The organism is Alcaligenes sp. SJTW-7 (assembly GCF_047716895.1).
In the GTDB taxonomy this organism is placed as follows: domain Bacteria; phylum Pseudomonadota; class Gammaproteobacteria; order Burkholderiales; family Burkholderiaceae_B; genus Alcaligenes; species Alcaligenes ammonioxydans.
The window spans coordinates 2,152,236-2,169,427 of the sequence record NZ_CP136682.1; the positions used below are offsets into that span (position 1 = coordinate 2,152,236).

Sequence of the window (17,192 nt, forward strand, 5' to 3'; positions counted from 1 at the left end):
CGCTTTTTTATTGCGGAGGCTCCCCCATGAGCATCGTCGAACTGAACGAAGAAACATTCCAGGCCGCCGTGGAAGACGGCAAGCCACTGATTATCGACTTCTGGGCGCCCTGGTGCGGTCCATGCCGCCAATTTGCCCCCGTCTTTGACGCGGCAGCGGCCAAGCACCCGGATGTCACGTTTGCCAAGGTCAACACCGAGGAAGAGCAGGAGCTGGCCGCGGGCCTGCGTATCCGCTCCATTCCCACCTTGATGGTGTTTCGCGAGCGCGTTCTGCTGTTCTCGCAGGCCGGCGCCCTGTCGGCGGCCCAGCTGGACGACCTGGTCGAACAAGTCAAGGCGGTGGACATGGAAAAGGTCCACGCTGAAATTGCCGCCCAGCAAAACCAGGAGCCTGATCAAGCCTGATCGGCTTCCCAACAAGAAAAACGCCAGACATGCAGTCTGGCGTTTTTTTGTCTGCAGCAAGCCTACTCGCAGTTCTCCAGCTCAATGATGGCAAAGCCCCGCCGTTTGATTTCGTTCTCTACCGGCGCCGAAGCGATTTCCGTATGGCAAAAACGACATTCACGCGAGGTGAAACTCTCCACATTCACCCCTTTGGCCGCCAGATAACGCTGGCCATAACTTAACACCTTGTCCATATCCTTGGCGTCGTCACTGACCAAAATATCAAAGTGCATGCGACGCCCATCAGGGCGCACCACATAGGTATCAAACACCGCAATCTTCATGACAAACCCTTTTCAGCAAAAAACTCAGTAGGTACACGTCGGCCCGCAAGATGCAGAACCATTCTTGTCCGCGACCGCTTGTGCCTCCTCCCCTTTCTTATCCTGTACAGGAGTATTTCGGGCAATCAGCTGACCGACAAAGGCCCCCAGACGTAAATCATCCAGATGCCCCAGCTCTTTCAACGCCAGCTTGCCGTCTCGATCAAAGATGATCGTTGAGGGCGTCCCCCCCAAACCCCATGCCTTCATGGTACGCGGCAAGGGGCCGGTGTCTGAGGGCTGGTCAATGGCGATGGGAAAATTCAAACGGTACTCGTGAACAAAAGCCTGCAAAGCGGCAGGCCCCATCACATCGTGGTGCTCGAACACGCTATGCAAACCGATGATGCGCAGATCATCACGCGAAAACAGAGTATCGAGTTTTCTGGCTTGTGGCAGGCTGTTGATGACGCAACCAGGGCAAAGCAGCTGAAAGGCGGTGACGACCACTACCCGGCCCCGCAAGGACGCCAGGCTTAAAGGTGCCGAGGTGTTAAGCCACTGGCTGGCATGAATTTCATAAGTCATGACGTACCCCCAATGCAGACTGGACCCAATCGAACCCACTGGCTGGATAAGGACGTAAAAGGAATCACAGAGAGGTAGTATGGCCACAGACTGGACGGCACAGAGAGACAATCGTCTGGAAAAGATACCTTTTCGTCCAGAAAACCGCAGCAGACGCTCTAGCGACAACAGACCAGAGCCAGTCTGCCGTAAAGCGATCATTTATGCCTGTTCGACAGGCTCGCATTCACCTTGGCCGCGCGTCATATTGATAAAGGCTTGCTGAAAGTCTGCTTGATGCCCGAGCGGCAGATTCAATAGCCAGCGCACGCCTTCTGCATCGAACTGCTCGTCCTGAACCTGAACGCCAAAACTGTCGAAACGGGATTGCACCAGGGCCAGATCGGCAAATGAACAGCGGCAGCGCAAGGCGGCCATGGGAATCAGTTCCTGCTTGTCAGCAAGACGCAAACATTGAGCGGCGACGCCGCCATAGGCACGCACCAGGCCACCCGTGCCCAGCTTGACGCCCCCAAACCAGCGAATGACCAGCACCGCGACGCGGTCGCAATCCTGGCCTTCTATCGCTTGCAAAATGGGACGCCCGGCTGTGCCGCCGGGTTCGCCATCATCGTTAAAGCGGTATTCAGACCCGATCTTGTAGGCCCAGCAATTATGCGTGGCATCGGGCACACCCCTGGCCTGAAAGAAGGCCAAGGCCTGGCTGGCACTGTCGACAGGCGCAGCCAAAGCCAGAAAACGGCTTTTTTTGATGTCCTGTTCGAAGCTGGTGGGCTCACGCAGGGTAAAGACCGCCACCCCTAGCCTCAGTCCTGTTCGCGACTGGCCAGGTAGTCTTCATAGCCGCCGCGGTAATCCACCAGACGGCCTTCGGGCATCACTTCGATAATGCGGGTTGCCACACCGGAGACGAACTCACGGTCATGGGACACGAAAATCAGGGTGCCTTCAAACTTTTCCAGGGCCATCTGCAAGGATTCGATCGATTCCATGTCCAGGTGGTTAGTCGGTTCGTCCAGCAACATGACATTGTGACGGCCCAACATCAGGCGGGAGAAGGTCATGCGGTTTTTCTCGCCACCGGACAGTACTTTCACAGGCTTGATGATGTCGTCGGCTGAAAATAGCATGCGGCCCAGTACGGAGCGCAAAGACTGATCATCGTCGCCGGCCTGACGGAACTGACTGATCCAGTCAAATACATTGTCGTCCGTATCGAACTCATCCGAGACGTCCTGCGCCATATAACCGATATCGGCATTTTCGGACCAGACCACCGAACCACTGTCGGGGGCCAGATCGCCGGCCAACAAGCGCAACAGGGTCGTCTTACCCACGCCGTTCGCACCCACAATCGCGATTTTCTCGCCCGCTTCAATCATGGCAGAAAAATTCTTGATAACGGGATGGTCATAGGATTTGCTCAAACCCTCGACCGTCACTGCCAGGCGGTGCAAGACTTTTTTCTGCTCAAAACGAATAAACGGGTTTTGGCGCGATGAGGGCTTGACCTCGATCGTGTCCGCCTTGAGACGACCAATCTGCTTCAGACGCGAGGTAGCCTGGCGGGATTTGGACTTGTTGGCCGCAAAACGACGCACAAAGTCCTGCAGTTCCCCTATGCGTTCCTTGGCCTTGGAATTGGCTGCCAGCACACGCTCGCGCGACTGCACCGAAGCCAGCATGTAATCGTCGTAGTTGCCGGGATAGACACGCAGCTCGCCGTAGTCCAGGTCGGCCATGTGGGTGCAGACCTGGTTCAGGAAGTGACGATCGTGGCTAATAATAATCATGGTGCTCTGATAGCCGTTGAGCACATCTTCCAGCCAGCGGATGGTGTTGATATCCAGGTTGTTGGTCGGTTCGTCCAGCAGCAGGATATCGGGATTGGAGAACAGGGCCTGAGCCAGCAGCACGCGCAGTTTCCAGCCCGGCGCAATTTCGCTCATGGGCAGTTGATGCTGTTCGACCGGAATTTCCAGGCCCATCAGCAATTCACCGGCCCGGCTCTCGGCGGTATAGCCGTCGTACTCGGCAAAACGGGCCTCCAGCTCGGCGGCCTTCATATAGTCTTCTTCAGTGGCTTCCGGATTGTCGTAGATGGCATCACGCTCTTGCATGGTGTTCCACATTTCGGTGTGGCCCATCATGACGACATCCAGCACCCGCTGGTCTTCGTAGGCAAACTGGTCCTGACGCAACTTACCCAGACGCACGCCGGGGTCCAGCGATACATTACCCCCACTTGGCTCCAGGTCGCCGCCAATGATTTTCATGAAGGTAGACTTGCCCGATCCATTGGCACCAATCAGGCCGTAGCGGTTGCCTCCGCCCAGTTTGACACTGACGTTTTCAAATAAAGGCTTGGCACCAAACTGGATCGTTAAATTAGCGGTGGAGATCACGTAAACGTACTTTGAAAAAGGTTGAGTTCAACCCACTAGTGTATCAAGCAGGCGCGAAATCCGTTAGTGCTCGTGCTCATCCAGGACCAGATAAGCCATGCCATCCTCGGTGGCCAGACCCACTTCCTGCCCAATAGGCAGACTAACCTTGACCTCCACATGGCCATAAGGTAGTCCCGTTACGACCGGAACCTTGACGGTTTCACGCAACCAGCGCACCACCGACTCCATCTCGAAGCCGTTATCCGAAGCTCCTGTCTTGTAGGCAGTGAAACGACCCAACACCACCGCCATTTGACGGTTCAGCACGCCGGCATGCCAAAGCTGTGTCAACATGCGCTCGACCCGGTACGGAGCTTCGCCCACATCTTCGAGAAACAGGATTCCGCCATCCACCTGCGGGAAATACGGGGTGCCCAGCAAGGAGCAAACCAGGGCCAGATTGCCGCCCCACAGCACACCGTGACCGTCGACCGCATCCGAATCCTCGGACTCAAAACTGAACAACTCCAACTCGCCACGCATCAACTCACCAAAGAGCTCGGTGGTCAGTTCATCCGTTTCCTCTCCGCCAAAATCCGCAATCGCAGTAGGCCCGGTGTAGCTGATGGCGCCGGTCTGGGCAAGCAGCGCTAAATTGAAGGCCGTGAAATCCGACATGCCCACAAAACGCTTGCCACTATCAGCCACCGCACGCCAATCGATCTGACCCAATATGCGGCTCAGGCCGTAGCCACCTCGCGTGGCCATCACAATGGGCTGAGGCTGCTGCAAGGAGCGCTGCACGGCGGCCAGACGCTGAGCGTCCGTGCCGGCAAAGCGTTCGTGGACGGCCAGGGCATCGGGGTCGATATCCACGGCAAAACCCTGTTGCTTCAGTCGTTGACTGGCCAGCTCCAGCCGTTGGGGTTCCATGAGGTGCCCAGAGGGCGAAAACAGGTAGATGCCCGAGCTGTCCGGCTGCCCACACTGGCATTGGCCATGCTCGTGGTGATGATGGTGAGGGTCGTGCTCGGGGCTGCTCATGATTAACCTTGATAATAAAGTGTTTGTTATTTTAGCCAGACTACGGTGCGCCATCCACCAAGGATTGGCCTTGCTGACCCTGCTTTTGCAACTTCTTTTGCTCGCGCCGTTGGCGAAAGAAGTCGCGCAAAGCCTGAGCGGCCTCGTCGGCCATCAGCCCACCTGTCACCCGGGTGTGATGATTAAGCGTGGGATGCAAATGCAAGGACTCCACGCTGCCGCATACCCCGGTCTTGGGATCAGCCGCCGCCCACACCACCCGTGACAGGCGCGCATGCATCAAAGCGCCCAGGCACATCATGCAAGGTTCCAGGGTCACGAACAAGCTCGCTCCGGGCAGGCGGTAATTACCCACTTTACGCGTTGCCGCCCGCAGAGCCACGATCTCGGCATGCTGGGTGGGATCATGATCGCAGACGGTGCGATTGGCACCCACGGACAAAAGTCTGCCGTCTGCATCCAGCAAGACTGCACCGACCGGCACCTCTCCCAGGCTCGCTGCCTGCCGCGCCAGCTCCAGGGCCAAAGCCATGGCCTGGGCATCACTCAAAACCTCACTCTGCGTTTGCGGTGGTAAGCTAGTTGGCATCGTCATATCCATTGCGTTATTCAAACCCTCTCAGCCCAGCAAAAGGGGCATTTTACTGTCTATGCGCAACACTCCCGATTCTCACGCTATTTTGCGTGTCCGAGGCCTGAGCAAACAATACGCGAACGGGCATCAAGCCCTGCACTCATTGGATCTGGATATCTGGCGAGGTGAGATTTTTGCCTTGCTCGGCGCCAACGGTGCGGGCAAAACCACCCTCATCAGCATTATCTGCGGATTGGTCAATCGCAGCAGCGGCACCGTGCAGGTCGATGGCGCCGACAATGTGAGCGACTACAAACGCGCCCGCCAGAAAATTGGCCTAGTGCCACAAGAGCTTAGCGCGGACTCGTTCGAGACGGTCTGGAATACGGTCAACTTTAGCCGGGGCCTGTTTGGCAAAGCGCCCGATCCGGCTCTGATTGAGCAGATTCTGAAAGACTTGTCCTTGTGGGACAAAAAAGACAGTCCCCTGATTACCTTGTCGGGCGGCATGAAACGGCGCGTCCTGATCGCCAAGGCGCTCTCGCACGAACCTGAAATCCTCTTTCTGGATGAACCCACCGCTGGCGTGGATGTGGCTTTGCGCCAAGGCATGTGGGCCCTGGTCAAACGACTGCGCAGCCAGGGCGTCACCATTATTTTGACTACGCATTACATTGAAGAAGCACAGGAGATGGCCGACCGTATCGGTTTTATCAATAAAGGCTCGCTGCAATTGGTGGAAACCAAAGACAAGTTGATGCGTCGCCTGGGCGGCAAAACACTGCTCCTGAATCTGGCTGAGCAGTTGGTCGCCCTGCCCGCCTCCTTGGCCGGCCTGGGTCTGCAAGCGGCCGCTGATGGCATGAGTTTGTTATACCCCTTGGCCAATCGCGAGCAGGACCATGATTTGAGCGCCCTGTTGGCGGCAGTGGGACAGGCCGGCTTGCGAATTACCGACATCCACACCCGGGAGCGCAGTCTGGAAGATATTTACGTTGAGTTTGTAGGGGCACAGTCATGAACTGGTACGCCATCCTGGCCATTTATCGCTACGAAATGTCACGCACCCGTCGCACCCTGCTGCAAAGCATTGTGGCACCCGTGATCTCGACTGCCTTGTATTTTGTGGTGTTTGGTGCGGCCATTGGCCATCGCATCAATGAGATTGGCGGCATCTCTTATGGCGCATTTATCGTGCCCGGGCTCACCATGCTGTCCGTGCTGACCCACAGCGTCTCGAACGCAGCCTTCGGCATTTACTTTCCGCGCTTTACCCGCAATATTTACGAGATCCTGTCGGCCCCCATCTCCCATTTTGAGATTACCCTGGCCTTTGTCGGCGCTGCGGCCACCAAATCGCTGTTTCTGGCCGCCATCATCCTGATCACCGCGAGGCTCTTCGTCCCTTATGAGATTGCCCATCCGGTCTGGATGCTGGCCTTTCTGGTGCTCACCGCCCTGACCTTCAGCCTGCTGGGCTTTATTATCGGCATATGGGCCGACAACTTTGAAAAGCTGCAATTTGTGCCCATGCTGATCCTGACTCCCCTTACCTTTTTGGGCGGCACCTTCTACGCCATCGACATGCTGCCCCCGTTTTGGCAAAAGCTGACCTTGCTCAACCCGGTCCTGTACCTGATCAGCGGTTTTCGCTGGAGTTTTTTTGATCTGGCCGACGTCAATGTCTGGCTCAGCCTGGGCATGACACTGCTGTTTTTAAGCCTTTTTCTAGGCGTAGCGGCCTGGATATTCAAGACCGGCTACCGACTCCGCCCCTGACAGACCGGCCTTAACGCTACTAGGGGAAAAATCCGGTGCCTGCCTGTCCTGGCAGGCCCGATAAAACCCACTTTTCGGGCGCTGGCAATACAAAAAAAATATATAGAAACTCAAAAATCGGCTAAGCAAGTATTAAGAAAGTCGAATCCTTAGAAAATACCGTAAATTATTAGCCCATTAACAATAATTAACGCACTTGATAACGCTAAAATTTTTTCCATCAGTCCAGAAAAATCAAGTGTTTATATGGCCTGTTTTTTTGACACAGGACAATATTGACAGTAATAACAAGCCTAAATACTATCGAAAAGTCATTTCAACGATTTTTCGGAATAGATCCTCATGGATATCAGCTTGTTATGCTCGCAAGGCCGTGTTGCGGACCGCACTGACAATACCTTGGCAGGCTCCCGCTATACAGCACAGCATCTTGCGGCCTTACTGGGCAAAAAAGAAATTACAGTCGGTCAGCTCAGCCCGGCTGAAAAAGACAAATGGCCTGAAAGTCTGGATAAAGCCCGTCCACACTTGGAAAAAATGGCCGCTGCCCTCAGCCAGGAGCTCAGCAAGAACAAGCGGGTCATCCTGACCACCAGCACCTGTCCCACCAGCCTGGCCACCATTCCTGAAGTCGTAAAAAAATATCCTGATATCAAGCTGCTTTGGTTTGATGGCCACGGCGACTTCAACACCCCTACCAGCAGCGATTCGGGATATCTGGGTGGCATGGTGGTCAGCGCCGTCTGTGGAGTCTGGGACGCCGAGCTGGATGCCACCATCCCTCCCGAGAACGTGATTATCGTCGGCGCCCATGATATCGACGCTGCCGAGCAGATCCTGCTGGAGCAGCACCGCGTTCGCGTCATCCCACCCGCCCACGTAAAGCCCGAGACGATTCTTCCGCTGATTGGGGACTCGCCAATCTGGATTCACGTGGATTGGGATGTGCTGGAACCCGGCAACGTGCCCGCCGAATACAAAGTCAAGGGTGGAATCACCCTGGAGCAATTGCGCGCCATTTTCCGTGCCCTGCCGATTGATCAGGTCAAAGGTCTGGAGCTGGCCGAGTTCAGCGCGCAGGACGACGACAACCAGCCGTGGCTAAACAATATTGAAACCCTCGTCACTGACTTACTGAACTAGTCTTGCTGTCACACCGCCCCGGGAGGAGAGAATGTTGATTTCACAGCAGGATCTGCACGAGAAGCTGCCGTCAATGCAGGCGTGGGAAAACACAGCATGGAATGAAATCGAGCAAAAAATACAAAATCCCGATTTCCCCTGCATCTTCAGTCTGAAAGCATGGAAAATCCAGTCCCTCTATCTGGTGTTCTGTCATAAAGGATCACCCGGCAACGAGTATGAGGATTTTATTCAGGGCCTGAAGTCGTATTCCGAGTTCATCATCACCACCCCTGAAAGCGAGCGGCTGTTCAATCCCTTGCTCGTGGTTTTCTCGCCGGATTTTCACGATGGCCACAGCCTGCTGGCCCATGGTTGGGAAGCACTCAATCACGCGCATCGCCATGATCCCTCCCCTTGGCCGGACAGCGTCTCTCGCAACCCCGATGACGCCAGCTGGAGCTTTTGTTTCTGCGGGATTGAATACTTTATCAATATGAGCTCTCCGGAGCACATTCAACTGCAAAACCGAAACCTGGGCTCTCATCTTGTATTCGTGATCAATGCACGCCGAAACTTTGATCTGGTTGCCAATGGGCAAACACCCGATGGCCAAGCCACCCGTACACGGATCAGGGACCGGGTCGCCGACTACAACCAGGGTTTCAGACCGGTGGAACTCGGTTCCTACGGCACCGTCGAGAATCTGGAGTGGAAACAATACCAACTTTCAGAACCGCAGGTACCGCGTCCGGCCATCTGCCCTTTCACACAGAAAAAAACGGGAGAAAATTTTGCCTAACAATGACAAAAACAAAGGCCTGATAGAGCTCTTGCTCGCCATGATCATGATGGGCACAGTGGGCCTGTTCGTTATCGAATCGGGTCAAAATGCCTACAACGTCGTCTTTTATCGATGCCTGCTGGGCTCGGTTTTTCTGCTGATCTACTGCCTGGCGAGCAAGAAATTCAGCGATAGCCAGCTTACGGCCCGAAACCTGATGCTCATTATTGCCAGCGGCATATTCCTGGTCTTTAACTGGGCTTTGCTGTTCGAGTCCTTCAAGGTCGCCTCCATTTCGACCTCCACCACGATCTACCACACCCAGCCCTTTTTCTTTTTGATCATCTGGTCGGTCATCTTCAAGGAAAAGACCGAAAAATCCAAACTGTTCTGGATGCTTATTGCGTTTGTAGGGGTAGCGCTGGTCGCCGATCTTGCCCAGACCTACGACTCGCTGTCCTTCGCCCAACTATGGGGAACACTGCTGGCTCTTTCCGCTGCCGTGTTATGGGCCTTGTCCGCCGTCCTCGTCAAGTTCCTGTCTCAGATTTCGCCGTTTATCGTCACCCTGATACAGCTGGTGGTAGGAATTTTCGTGCTTTTCCCCTTTGCCGAACTACAGACTGTGGGAACGATCACCCCGACTCAATGGGCCTGTCTGGTCACGCTCGGCCTGGTGCACACCTGCTTGACCTATGTCTTGATGTACTCGTCCTATAAAAAACTGCCGGCCAGCACCATTGCCATCATGACGTTCATCTACCCGGCCGTCGCCATCTTCATTGACTATCAGTTCTACGATCAAAGCCTGAACGGTTTCCAAATTGCCGGGATTTTCATGATTTTCCTGAGCAGCTATGCCTCCACGCAGAATTTGAAGTTCCCCTTCAAATTATTCAGCCGTCAAGAAACACAATAAACCCTCTCATCCCTATGACAATCCATCATTCCATTCTGGACACGATCGGCAACACGCCCATCGTCAAACTCAACAACACCGCCCCCGAAGGGGTTGAGCTTTTCGTCAAACTCGAATCGTTCAACCCGGGTGGGTCGGTGAAGGACCGGCTGGCCCTGTCGGTCATCCTGGACGCGGAGGCCAAGGGTGAGCTCAAGCCCGGAGACACCATCATCGAATGCACCTCGGGCAATGTCGGGATCGCGCTTGCCATGGTGGCCGCCGCACGCTGCTACAAGTTCATCGCCGTCATGGGGGATAACTATTCAATGGAACGCCGCAAACTGATTCGGGCGCTGGGCGGCGAGGTCATTCTGATTCCGGGGCATCTGGGCAGCAGCGGCGGCAATAAAATCGCGGATGAGCTGGCCCTAGAAAATGGCTGGTTCCGGCCCCGGCAATTTGAAAACCCAGCCAATCCCAGTTATCACCGCATGACGACCGCCTCCGAGATTCTCAGTAACTTCGCCGGCAAACGACTGGACTATCTGGTGACGGGTTTTGGAACCAGCGGAACGCTGACCGGCGTGGGGCAAATGCTGAAGCTGGCTCGACCAGACATCAACATTGTCGTGGCCGAGCCCGAGAACGCCCAGATCCTGGCTAAAGGTCACTGGGAAGTCCATCAGATCCAGGGCTGGACGCCGGATTTTGTCCCCAGCTTGCTCGATCGCGATGTCATCGATTCGCTGGTAACGATCACTGGGCAACAAGCCCTGGAAACCGCCCGGCTCATGGCCGCCAAGGAAGGAATTCTGGTGGGCATTTCGGCGGGCGCCACCATTGCGACAGCAATGCGACTGGCTCAATCTGCGGCACCTGGCAGTGTCATCCTGGCTATGGCTCCCGATACCGGCGAGCGCTATCTCAGCACCGAACTGTTCAATGAGCTGGGTCAGCTGGAAACCGACCCTGGCATCCGATACTGGGAATCGGCCCTGCAAACCCTTGAAAACAGCGAGGCCTGATCATGAGCACCGCCTTGAGCGCCAACACCGAAACAGTCCGCATCAATATTGACAGACTGTGGGACTCACTGGAAAAAATGGCCGAAACCGGCCCAGGCATTGCTGGAGGCTGCAATCGACAAGCCCTGACCGACGAAGACGATAAAGGACGCAAGCTGTTCGTAGAGTGGTGTCAACAGGCCGGTCTGTCCGTTACGGTCGATCAAATGGGTACCCTCTTTGCGAGTCGGCCCGGCAGCGACCCGCAGGCAGCTGGCATCTATATTGGTTCTCATCTGGATACCCAACCGACGGGCGGGAAATACGATGGCGTCCTGGGCGTATTAAGCGGTCTGGAAGTAGTACGCACCCTTAATGATCATGGCATCCGTACTCAACGCCCGATCGTCATCAGCAACTGGACCAACGAGGAAGGCTCCCGCTTCGCCCCCTCCATGCTCGCCTCAGCCGTCTTTGCAGGGGTCTATTCCTTGGAGTATGCACATGGCCTGAAAGACCAGGCGGGCATCACGCTTGGCCAGGAACTGACGCGTCTGGGCTGGCTAGGGTCAGAACCTGTGGGCAAACGCACGATGCACGCCTATCTGGAATACCACATCGAGCAGGGCCCCATTCTGGAGGCTCAGCACAAAACGGTGGGGGTGGTCACGCACTGTCAGGGCCAATCCTGGCTGGAGGTGACCTTGACGGGACGTTCAGCTCACACCGGCTCCACTCCCATGACCATGCGCGCTAACGCCGGTTTGGCGATGGCACGCATTATCGATGCGGTCGACCACATTGCCATGGCCCATCAGCCCAATGCAGCCGGCTCCGTGGGGCAGATCAAGGTCTATCCCAACTCCCGCAACGTTCTGCCCGCCAAAGTCATCTTCACCATCGATATACGGGCGGCAGACAAACATAAATTCGACCGGATCTGCACTTTGGTCAGGGACAAAATCCGCGAGATCAGTCATGCCCATGGCGTGGCCTTCTCCATTGAAAAAATAGGCCACTACGATCCTGTCGAATTTGATGCTGACATGACGGGAATCATTCGCCAGGCTGCTGAGGACATGAACTATCCACACATGGATATCACGTCGGGCGCCGGACACGACGCCACCTGGATTGCCCGTGTGGCGCCCACCGCCATGATCTTTTGTCCTTGTGTCGGCGGCGTCTCCCATAACGAATCGGAAGCGATTTCCCCGGAATGGGCGCAGGCGGGAGCCAATGTCCTGCTGCAAACCGCCCTGCAACTGGCCAATACCTAAGGTGCCCCCACGGGCTTCACCGCCCGACCGGCTCCTCCAGGCCGCTCAGTCCAAAGGCAGCAAGCAATGCATAAAGCGTGCTTGCTGCCCATATTGCCGCAGCTTGTTTTCCAGGACCGCGGGCTCCATGCCCTGTACAGGCTGATACCCCCGTTTGAGCCAATAGTCGACCGACGGCCCCAACGACACCAAACTACCCCGACGCAACCCCCGTTGCCGCGCATACTGCCGGCCGGTACGCAGCAGCGCCCCTGCAATGCCACGGCCCTGTCCATGGCGTCGCACGGCACAATCGTGAATGAACCATTGATCGGCCAGCGAAGGCAACTCTTCAAGCGTGTCTCCCAGCGAGGGAGGTAACAGCCCTGCCCAGGGATAAGACACCAGATACCCCTGCAATTGACCGTCCCGGTCACGTGCTACCCAACAGCTCTCGGGGGACAGATCCAGACGGTTCTGATAAAAGTGGCGGTCTTCCAGAATATCTGCGTCATACACATCGGCCTGAACGTCCAGCACCTGGTCCAGGTCGTGCAAACGCATTAACTCAATCTGTAAGGTCATAACAGCTACACGGCGGCCCAACATCACCACCGTGCCATTTCACTCGGTTTAATCGCGGAAGTTATCGTACTGCAAGGGCAGTTCCACATCGGTCTGCTTCAACAAAGCGATGGCCGCCTGCAAATCATCCCGCTTTTTGCCGGTAACGCGCAGCTTCTCGCCTTGAATCTGGGTCTCCACCTTAAGTTTGGCATTCTTGATGGCGGCAATCAGCTTCTTGGACGTAGGCTGATCCAGCCCCTGACGCACCTTCACTTTCTGACGCGCACCTGCCACATTCTCCAGCACCTTCTCGGTTTCCAGACAGCGCACATCAATGCCACGGGCGGCAATACGGCCACGCAGAATCTGCATCATCTGCTCGAGCTGAAAAACGCTGGGAGCCGACTGCAAAATCGTGGTTTCATCCTCAAGTTCAAATTTGGCATCCGTACCTTTGAAGTCAAAACGGGTGGCCAGCTCGCGGCTGGCCTGTTCGACTGCGTTACGCAGCTCGTGCGTGTTGACCTCGGATACAACGTCAAAAGATGGCATTCCTAACCGTCCTGTTCCATAAGTGCCTACAGGCCGCCCGAAGCGACCTGTGTGCTTTTTAAATAACGCCGGCCTCAGTCCGAAGCGACTTGCTTGGCCTGCTGACGCAGCGCGAATTTCTGTATTTTACCGGTTGCCGTTTTGGGCAATTCCATAAAACTGAAATATCGCGGTATTTTAAAGCCAGCCAGGTGTTGCCGGCAATGCGCGCGCAACTCCTCGACCGTGACCTGGGCGCCAGGGCGCAGTTCGACATAGACATGCGGCGCTTCGCCCCAGCGCTCGTCGGGCTGGGCAACGACGGCCGCCGCCTGCACCGCCGGATGCCGGTACATGACATCCTCAATTTCAATGGAGGAAATATTCTCGCCCCCGGAAATGATGATGTCCTTGCTACGATCCTTGATGCGCACATAGCCATCGGGTTCACACACCGCCAGATCGCCGGTATGAAACCACCCCGCTCCCAAGGATTCCTGGGTAGCCTCGGGGTTTTTCAGATACCCCTTCATGGTGATATTGCCGCGGAACATGATCTCACCCATGGTCTGACCGTCTGCCGGAACCGGCTGCATGGTTTGCGGGTCCAGAACCTTGACCGCCCCTTGCAGGTGATAACGCACCCCCTGTCGGGCGTTGCGCTGCGCACGCTCCTGGATGCCCAGCTCATTCCAGGGAGCGTGCTGCGCACAGACGGACGCCGGACCGTAGGTTTCGGTCAGCCCATACACATGGGTCAGCGCAAAACCCATGCGCTCCATGCCCTCGATCATGGTGGCCGGTGGAGCCGCACCCGCCACCATAGCGGACACGCCTTTGGGCAAACGAGACTTCAGGGTTTCATCGGCATTGACCAGCAAGGAGTGCACGATGGGCGCGCCACAGTAATGGGTAACACCGTAATCGACCATATTGTCGACCATGGCCTGCGCTTCCACTTTACGCAAACAGACATTCACACCGGCACGGGCCGCGATCACCCAAGGGAAAGTCCAGCCATTGCAATGGAACATGGGCAAGGTCCACAAGTAGACGGCATGCTTGGGCATGTCCCATTCCAGCACGTTGGACAGCGCCCCCAGATACGCCCCCCGATGATGATAGACCACGCCTTTTGGCTTGCCCGTTGTGCCACTGGTGTAATTCAGGGCAATCGCGTCCCACTCGTTGGCCGGCAGTTGCCAATCGTAATCTGGATCTCCACCATCCACAAACGCTTCATAAGTTTGCGAACCGATCCCTTCGGCCCCTTGGTCGAAATAGGGGTCCACCACATCAATGACCAGGATGGGCGCTTTGCTCTCACGCAGGCTCAAGGCTTCCTTCATGACGGCGGCAAACTCGCTGTCGACCAGCACGGCCCGTGCTTCACCATGATCGAGCATATAGGCGATGGTACTGGCATCCAGACGGGTATTGAGCGTATTCAAAACGGCACCACACATGGGTACGCCGAAATGTGCCTGCACCATGGGAGGCGTGTTGGGAAGCATCACGGCCACGGTATCGCCCTTGCCGATGCCGGCCTTGGACAACGCGCTGCCCAACTGACGGGTGCGGGCATACAGTTGCGACCAGCTCATCTTGATACCGTCTTGGGCGGGCCCGTAAACCAGAGCCGGGTAGTCAGGGTAGACAAAAGCACTGCGCTCGATGAAATCCAGCGGCGACAAAACACGATAGTTGGCGTCTGTCTGGGGCAAATCCTGATCGTAAATACTCACCACAAAGTCTCCAAAAAAGGGCGGTCTAACCGAAATTCACGGTGGTCCGTCTGATAATTGCGCTCTTACATTAGCTGGACACAGCGCTTTGGGCAAGGTCGCCTTTTCAGCTGTACAAGAGCATAATGACACGCTATCTAAGGTATATATCGCGATCGGCTGACTGCTCGCTGACAGTTTGCCCCCCTACCCGAAGGCCTTTCATGCCCGTAGCCATGCTTTATATTGCCGCCGGCGGCGCCCTGGGCGCGCTGGCACGCTGGTTCCTCAGTCAGGCACTCAACACCCTGTTCCCCACCTTGCCACCAGGCACCTTGCTGGCCAACTTGATCGGCGGCTATTTGATGGGCATCGCCATGGCCTGTTTCAACCAGTGGGGACTGGGTCACGAAGGCTGGCGCATGTTTGTCATGACCGGCTTTCTGGGTGGCCTGACTACCTTTTCCACCTTCTCTGCCGAGATCATGACCTTAATGATGCAGCAGCGCTATCTGTGGGCACTGGGCGGCATTGCCGTTCATGTCATCGGTTCTTTACTGATGCTGGGCTTGGGCATGGTCACGTGGAGCCTGTTTCGAGGGCAAGCATGATGGACGTCCATTTTCTTCAGGCCGGTTCACCTCCGCCGGATGTTGAGCAGCGCTTTGGCAATCAGAACGCCTGGTTCAAACGTGCACTGCAAACACTGCCGGTCAACATCCGTACCTGGCGTGTGCATCAGGATAAAGCCTTGCCCGCTGCAGACTGCCCGGACCCTGTGGTGATCAGCGGTTCCTGGAACATGGTCACTGATCGTCTTGACTGGAGCGAGAACCTGGCCGCCTGGATTCGTGAGCGTTATCGGACTCAAATGCCTCTGCTGGGCATTTGTTACGGTCATCAACTGATGGCTCATGCCTTGGGTGGACGCGTCGATTACGCTCCAAAAGGCGCTGAGGTGGGCTATTTACCTGTCCAGCTCTCAGAGCAGGCGCAACACCATGAACTGCTGGCAGACCTGCCCATGCAATTTCCTGCCTTGCTCACCCATCAACAAAGTGTGCTGAGCCTGCCCGATCACGTAGAAGTGCTGGGTCGTTCCGCGCAGGACCCTCATCAAATCCTGCGTTATGGCCCATCGCAATGGTCGGTCCAGTTTCACCCCGAATTTTTCGCCGGCTTGCTGCGCTACTGTGTCTTGCGCAAGGCCGACTTCTGGAGAGCACAAGGCATCGACCCACAGGCACTGGCCGACCCGATCCAGGACACGCCCGACGCCCACCGCCTGCTCTGTCATTTTGTGCGGACTTACTCATCCAGCGGGCCCAAGGGGCGACGGAAAAACTCGCCCGGCGTTTGACCCATCAAGTCTCGAAATGCCGCCACAAAAGCCGACATGCTTTCGTAGCCACAGGCCAAGGCTACATCAGTCACGCGCTCGTGGCGCTCTAACAAGGGCAAGGCGCTCATGACGCGCAGGCGCTGGCGCCACACCCGAAAAGTCAAACCAGTTTGTTGCCGGAATAGACGGCTTAGCGTTTTTTCTGACAAACCTTGCTGCTCAGCCAGCTCGTGCAAACTCCAATCGACCGCTGGCTGAGCCTGAAGCTGCTCACAAACCTGCAACAAGCGTGAGTCCGATGGCCAGGGCAGAATCAGACCGCTTTCAGGGGCGGCCAACAGGCGATCGAGCAGAACCTGTACCAAACGCCCTTGCGCCCCCTCTCGCTCATACAGGACCGGCAATAAACTAAACTCGCGAATCAATTCCCGCAATAAGCGGTCCACCGCCACCACCCGACACGCAAGGGGTGCCTGCGGCAAGGCGCTGACATCAATATAAAGACTGCGAATCTGGGCATCGGGTGAACTGCGTACCCCATGCTCGACGCCTGCTGGCACCCAGACCGCCTGCTGGGGCGGTGCCATGAAACGCCCACTGGCCGTGCGCACCTCAATCACACCGGTCAGCGCATAAGAGAATTGCACCCAAGGATGACGATGCGGGCGCGCAATGGCCTGATTGGGCAAGGTACGTTCCTGACCATAGAGTGGTCTGGGCAGATACCGCAGTTGCTGCAAACTCTCTGGAATCCGCTCGGCGGGTTGCAGAATGTCCGTTTGTCGATAATCCATATCCGTTTAGCGATAAACACCCAAAAAAGTCTACGGTAAAGTGAGGCCTTTCATAACGCAAGCCTTTCAAGCCTCTCACA

General features: G+C 56.2%; 20 protein-coding genes. 10 read left to right on the forward strand and 10 right to left on the reverse strand.

The genetic code is table 11. The features are described from left to right. Positions 1-26: 26 nt before the first annotated feature. Complete coding sequence (gene trxA, locus RSQ48_RS09640) at positions 27-407, forward strand: thioredoxin (RefSeq protein ID WP_039943056.1); 381 nt, start codon at positions 27-29, stop codon at positions 405-407. Positions 408-469: 62 nt separating this feature from the next. Here the strand turns inward: trxA and RSQ48_RS09645 are convergent, their stop codons facing one another. The 6 genes from RSQ48_RS09645 to tadA form a co-directional block, all read right to left on the reverse strand. Further along, positions 470-733 carry a DUF2024 family protein gene (locus tag RSQ48_RS09645; RefSeq protein ID WP_059317571.1) on the reverse strand — a complete coding sequence of 88 codons (264 nt, stop codon included), beginning with the start codon at positions 731-733 and terminating at the stop codon, positions 470-472. 24 nt (positions 734-757) lie between these two features. Beyond that, a complete protein-coding gene (locus tag RSQ48_RS09650; RefSeq protein ID WP_131070626.1) occupies positions 758-1,300 on the reverse strand; it encodes a peroxiredoxin family protein in 543 nt (180 codons plus the stop codon). A 201-nt stretch (positions 1,301-1,501) separates the two neighbouring features. Next, positions 1,502-2,098: an IMPACT family protein gene (locus tag RSQ48_RS09655; RefSeq protein ID WP_003799618.1), complete on the reverse strand. Its 597-nt coding sequence runs from the start codon at positions 2,096-2,098 to the stop codon at positions 1,502-1,504. 8 nt (positions 2,099-2,106) lie between these two features. After that, positions 2,107-3,705, reverse strand: a complete 1,599-nt coding sequence (locus RSQ48_RS09660) for an ABC-F family ATPase (protein ID WP_003799616.1) — start codon at positions 3,703-3,705, stop codon at positions 2,107-2,109. A 63-nt stretch (positions 3,706-3,768) separates the two neighbouring features. Beyond that, positions 3,769-4,731, reverse strand: a complete 963-nt coding sequence (locus tag RSQ48_RS09665; protein WP_059317570.1) for an LD-carboxypeptidase — start codon at positions 4,729-4,731, stop codon at positions 3,769-3,771. A 40-nt stretch (positions 4,732-4,771) separates the two neighbouring features. Continuing rightward, entirely contained in the window at positions 4,772-5,320 is a 549-nt protein-coding gene (tadA, locus tag RSQ48_RS09670; protein WP_415301728.1) for a tRNA adenosine(34) deaminase TadA, read from the reverse strand. A gap of 61 nt (positions 5,321-5,381) precedes the next feature. Here tadA and RSQ48_RS09675 point away from each other — a divergent pair, with 61 nt between their 5' ends. The 7 genes from RSQ48_RS09675 (at position 5,382) to RSQ48_RS09705 (ending at position 12,175) form a co-directional block, all read left to right on the forward strand. Beyond that, positions 5,382-6,326, forward strand: coding sequence for an ABC transporter ATP-binding protein (locus RSQ48_RS09675; protein WP_003799613.1), 945 nt, complete (start codon positions 5,382-5,384; stop codon positions 6,324-6,326). Continuing rightward, a complete protein-coding gene (locus tag RSQ48_RS09680; protein ID WP_003799612.1) occupies positions 6,323-7,084 on the forward strand; it encodes an ABC transporter permease in 762 nt (253 codons plus the stop codon). Before RSQ48_RS09675 ends, RSQ48_RS09680 begins: the two co-directional genes overlap by 4 nt. Positions 7,085-7,426: 342 nt before the next feature. Then, positions 7,427-8,227, forward strand: coding sequence for an arginase family protein (locus tag RSQ48_RS09685; RefSeq protein ID WP_003799611.1), 801 nt, complete (start codon positions 7,427-7,429; stop codon positions 8,225-8,227). Positions 8,228-8,261: 34 nt separating this feature from the next. Next, positions 8,262-9,008, forward strand: coding sequence for a YqcI/YcgG family protein (locus RSQ48_RS09690; RefSeq protein ID WP_165477513.1), 747 nt, complete (start codon positions 8,262-8,264; stop codon positions 9,006-9,008). After that, the gene (locus tag RSQ48_RS09695) at positions 9,001-9,909 is read left to right on the forward strand and encodes a DMT family transporter (protein ID WP_003799609.1); all 909 of its coding nucleotides are present in this window, start codon (positions 9,001-9,003) and stop codon (positions 9,907-9,909) included. The genes RSQ48_RS09690 and RSQ48_RS09695 overlap by 8 nt, the downstream gene beginning before the upstream one ends. Before the next feature lie 14 nt (positions 9,910-9,923). Further along, positions 9,924-10,916 carry a cysteine synthase A gene (cysK, locus tag RSQ48_RS09700; RefSeq protein ID WP_003799608.1) on the forward strand — a complete coding sequence of 331 codons (993 nt, stop codon included), beginning with the start codon at positions 9,924-9,926 and terminating at the stop codon, positions 10,914-10,916. 2 nt (positions 10,917-10,918) lie between these two features. After that, on the forward strand, positions 10,919-12,175 hold the full coding sequence (locus RSQ48_RS09705; protein ID WP_165477514.1) for a Zn-dependent hydrolase: 1,257 nt from the start codon (positions 10,919-10,921) through the stop codon (positions 12,173-12,175). Between the two features lie 45 nt (positions 12,176-12,220). On the opposite strand, the gene RSQ48_RS09710 is transcribed toward RSQ48_RS09705, so the two are convergent. From RSQ48_RS09710 to RSQ48_RS09720, 3 genes are all read right to left on the reverse strand, one after another. Further along, on the reverse strand, positions 12,221-12,739 hold the full coding sequence (locus RSQ48_RS09710; protein WP_235587616.1) for a GNAT family N-acetyltransferase: 519 nt from the start codon (positions 12,737-12,739) through the stop codon (positions 12,221-12,223). 48 nt (positions 12,740-12,787) lie between these two features. Continuing rightward, entirely contained in the window at positions 12,788-13,273 is a 486-nt protein-coding gene (locus RSQ48_RS09715) for a YajQ family cyclic di-GMP-binding protein (RefSeq protein ID WP_003799603.1), read from the reverse strand. Positions 13,274-13,347: 74 nt separating this feature from the next. Then, positions 13,348-15,000, reverse strand: a complete 1,653-nt coding sequence (locus RSQ48_RS09720) for an acyl-CoA synthetase (protein ID WP_003799601.1) — start codon at positions 14,998-15,000, stop codon at positions 13,348-13,350. 200 nt (positions 15,001-15,200) lie between these two features. Here RSQ48_RS09720 and crcB point away from each other — a divergent pair, with 200 nt between their 5' ends. Both crcB and RSQ48_RS09730 read left to right on the forward strand, forming a co-directional pair. Further along, the gene (gene crcB / locus RSQ48_RS09725) at positions 15,201-15,587 is read left to right on the forward strand and encodes a fluoride efflux transporter CrcB (RefSeq protein ID WP_003799599.1); all 387 of its coding nucleotides are present in this window, start codon (positions 15,201-15,203) and stop codon (positions 15,585-15,587) included. Further along, a complete protein-coding gene (locus tag RSQ48_RS09730) occupies positions 15,584-16,336 on the forward strand; it encodes a glutamine amidotransferase (RefSeq protein WP_336579447.1) in 753 nt (250 codons plus the stop codon). Before crcB ends, RSQ48_RS09730 begins: the two co-directional genes overlap by 4 nt. Here the strand turns inward: RSQ48_RS09730 and RSQ48_RS09735 are convergent. Beyond that, positions 16,285-17,112, reverse strand: a complete 828-nt coding sequence (locus tag RSQ48_RS09735) for an AraC family transcriptional regulator (protein WP_003799594.1) — start codon at positions 17,110-17,112, stop codon at positions 16,285-16,287. The two genes, RSQ48_RS09730 and RSQ48_RS09735, sit on opposite strands and share 52 nt — an antisense overlap. Positions 17,113-17,192 lie beyond the last annotated feature (80 nt).

Coding starts and splice junctions, on each gene's coding strand:
- trxA (WP_039943056.1), top strand. CDS start 27: ATGAGCATCGTCGAACTGAACGAAGAAACATTCCAGGCCGCCGTGGAA.
- RSQ48_RS09645 (WP_059317571.1), bottom strand. CDS start 733: ATGAAGATTGCGGTGTTTGATACCTATGTGGTGCGCCCTGATGGGCGT.
- RSQ48_RS09650 (WP_131070626.1), bottom strand. CDS start 1,300: ATGACTTATGAAATTCATGCCAGCCAGTGGCTTAACACCTCGGCACCT.
- RSQ48_RS09665 (WP_059317570.1), bottom strand. CDS start 4,731: ATGAGCAGCCCCGAGCACGACCCTCACCATCATCACCACGAGCATGGC.
- tadA (WP_415301728.1), bottom strand. CDS start 5,320: ATGCCAACTAGCTTACCACCGCAAACGCAGAGTGAGGTTTTGAGTGAT.
- RSQ48_RS09675 (WP_003799613.1), top strand. CDS start 5,382: ATGCGCAACACTCCCGATTCTCACGCTATTTTGCGTGTCCGAGGCCTG.
- RSQ48_RS09680 (WP_003799612.1), top strand. CDS start 6,323: ATGAACTGGTACGCCATCCTGGCCATTTATCGCTACGAAATGTCACGC.
- RSQ48_RS09685 (WP_003799611.1), top strand. CDS start 7,427: ATGGATATCAGCTTGTTATGCTCGCAAGGCCGTGTTGCGGACCGCACT.
- cysK (WP_003799608.1), top strand. CDS start 9,924: ATGACAATCCATCATTCCATTCTGGACACGATCGGCAACACGCCCATC.
- RSQ48_RS09705 (WP_165477514.1), top strand. CDS start 10,919: ATGAGCACCGCCTTGAGCGCCAACACCGAAACAGTCCGCATCAATATT.
- RSQ48_RS09710 (WP_235587616.1), bottom strand. CDS start 12,739: ATGACCTTACAGATTGAGTTAATGCGTTTGCACGACCTGGACCAGGTG.
- RSQ48_RS09715 (WP_003799603.1), bottom strand. CDS start 13,273: ATGCCATCTTTTGACGTTGTATCCGAGGTCAACACGCACGAGCTGCGT.
- crcB (WP_003799599.1), top strand. CDS start 15,201: ATGCCCGTAGCCATGCTTTATATTGCCGCCGGCGGCGCCCTGGGCGCG.
- RSQ48_RS09730 (WP_336579447.1), top strand. CDS start 15,584: ATGATGGACGTCCATTTTCTTCAGGCCGGTTCACCTCCGCCGGATGTT.
- RSQ48_RS09735 (WP_003799594.1), bottom strand. CDS start 17,112: ATGGATTATCGACAAACGGACATTCTGCAACCCGCCGAGCGGATTCCA.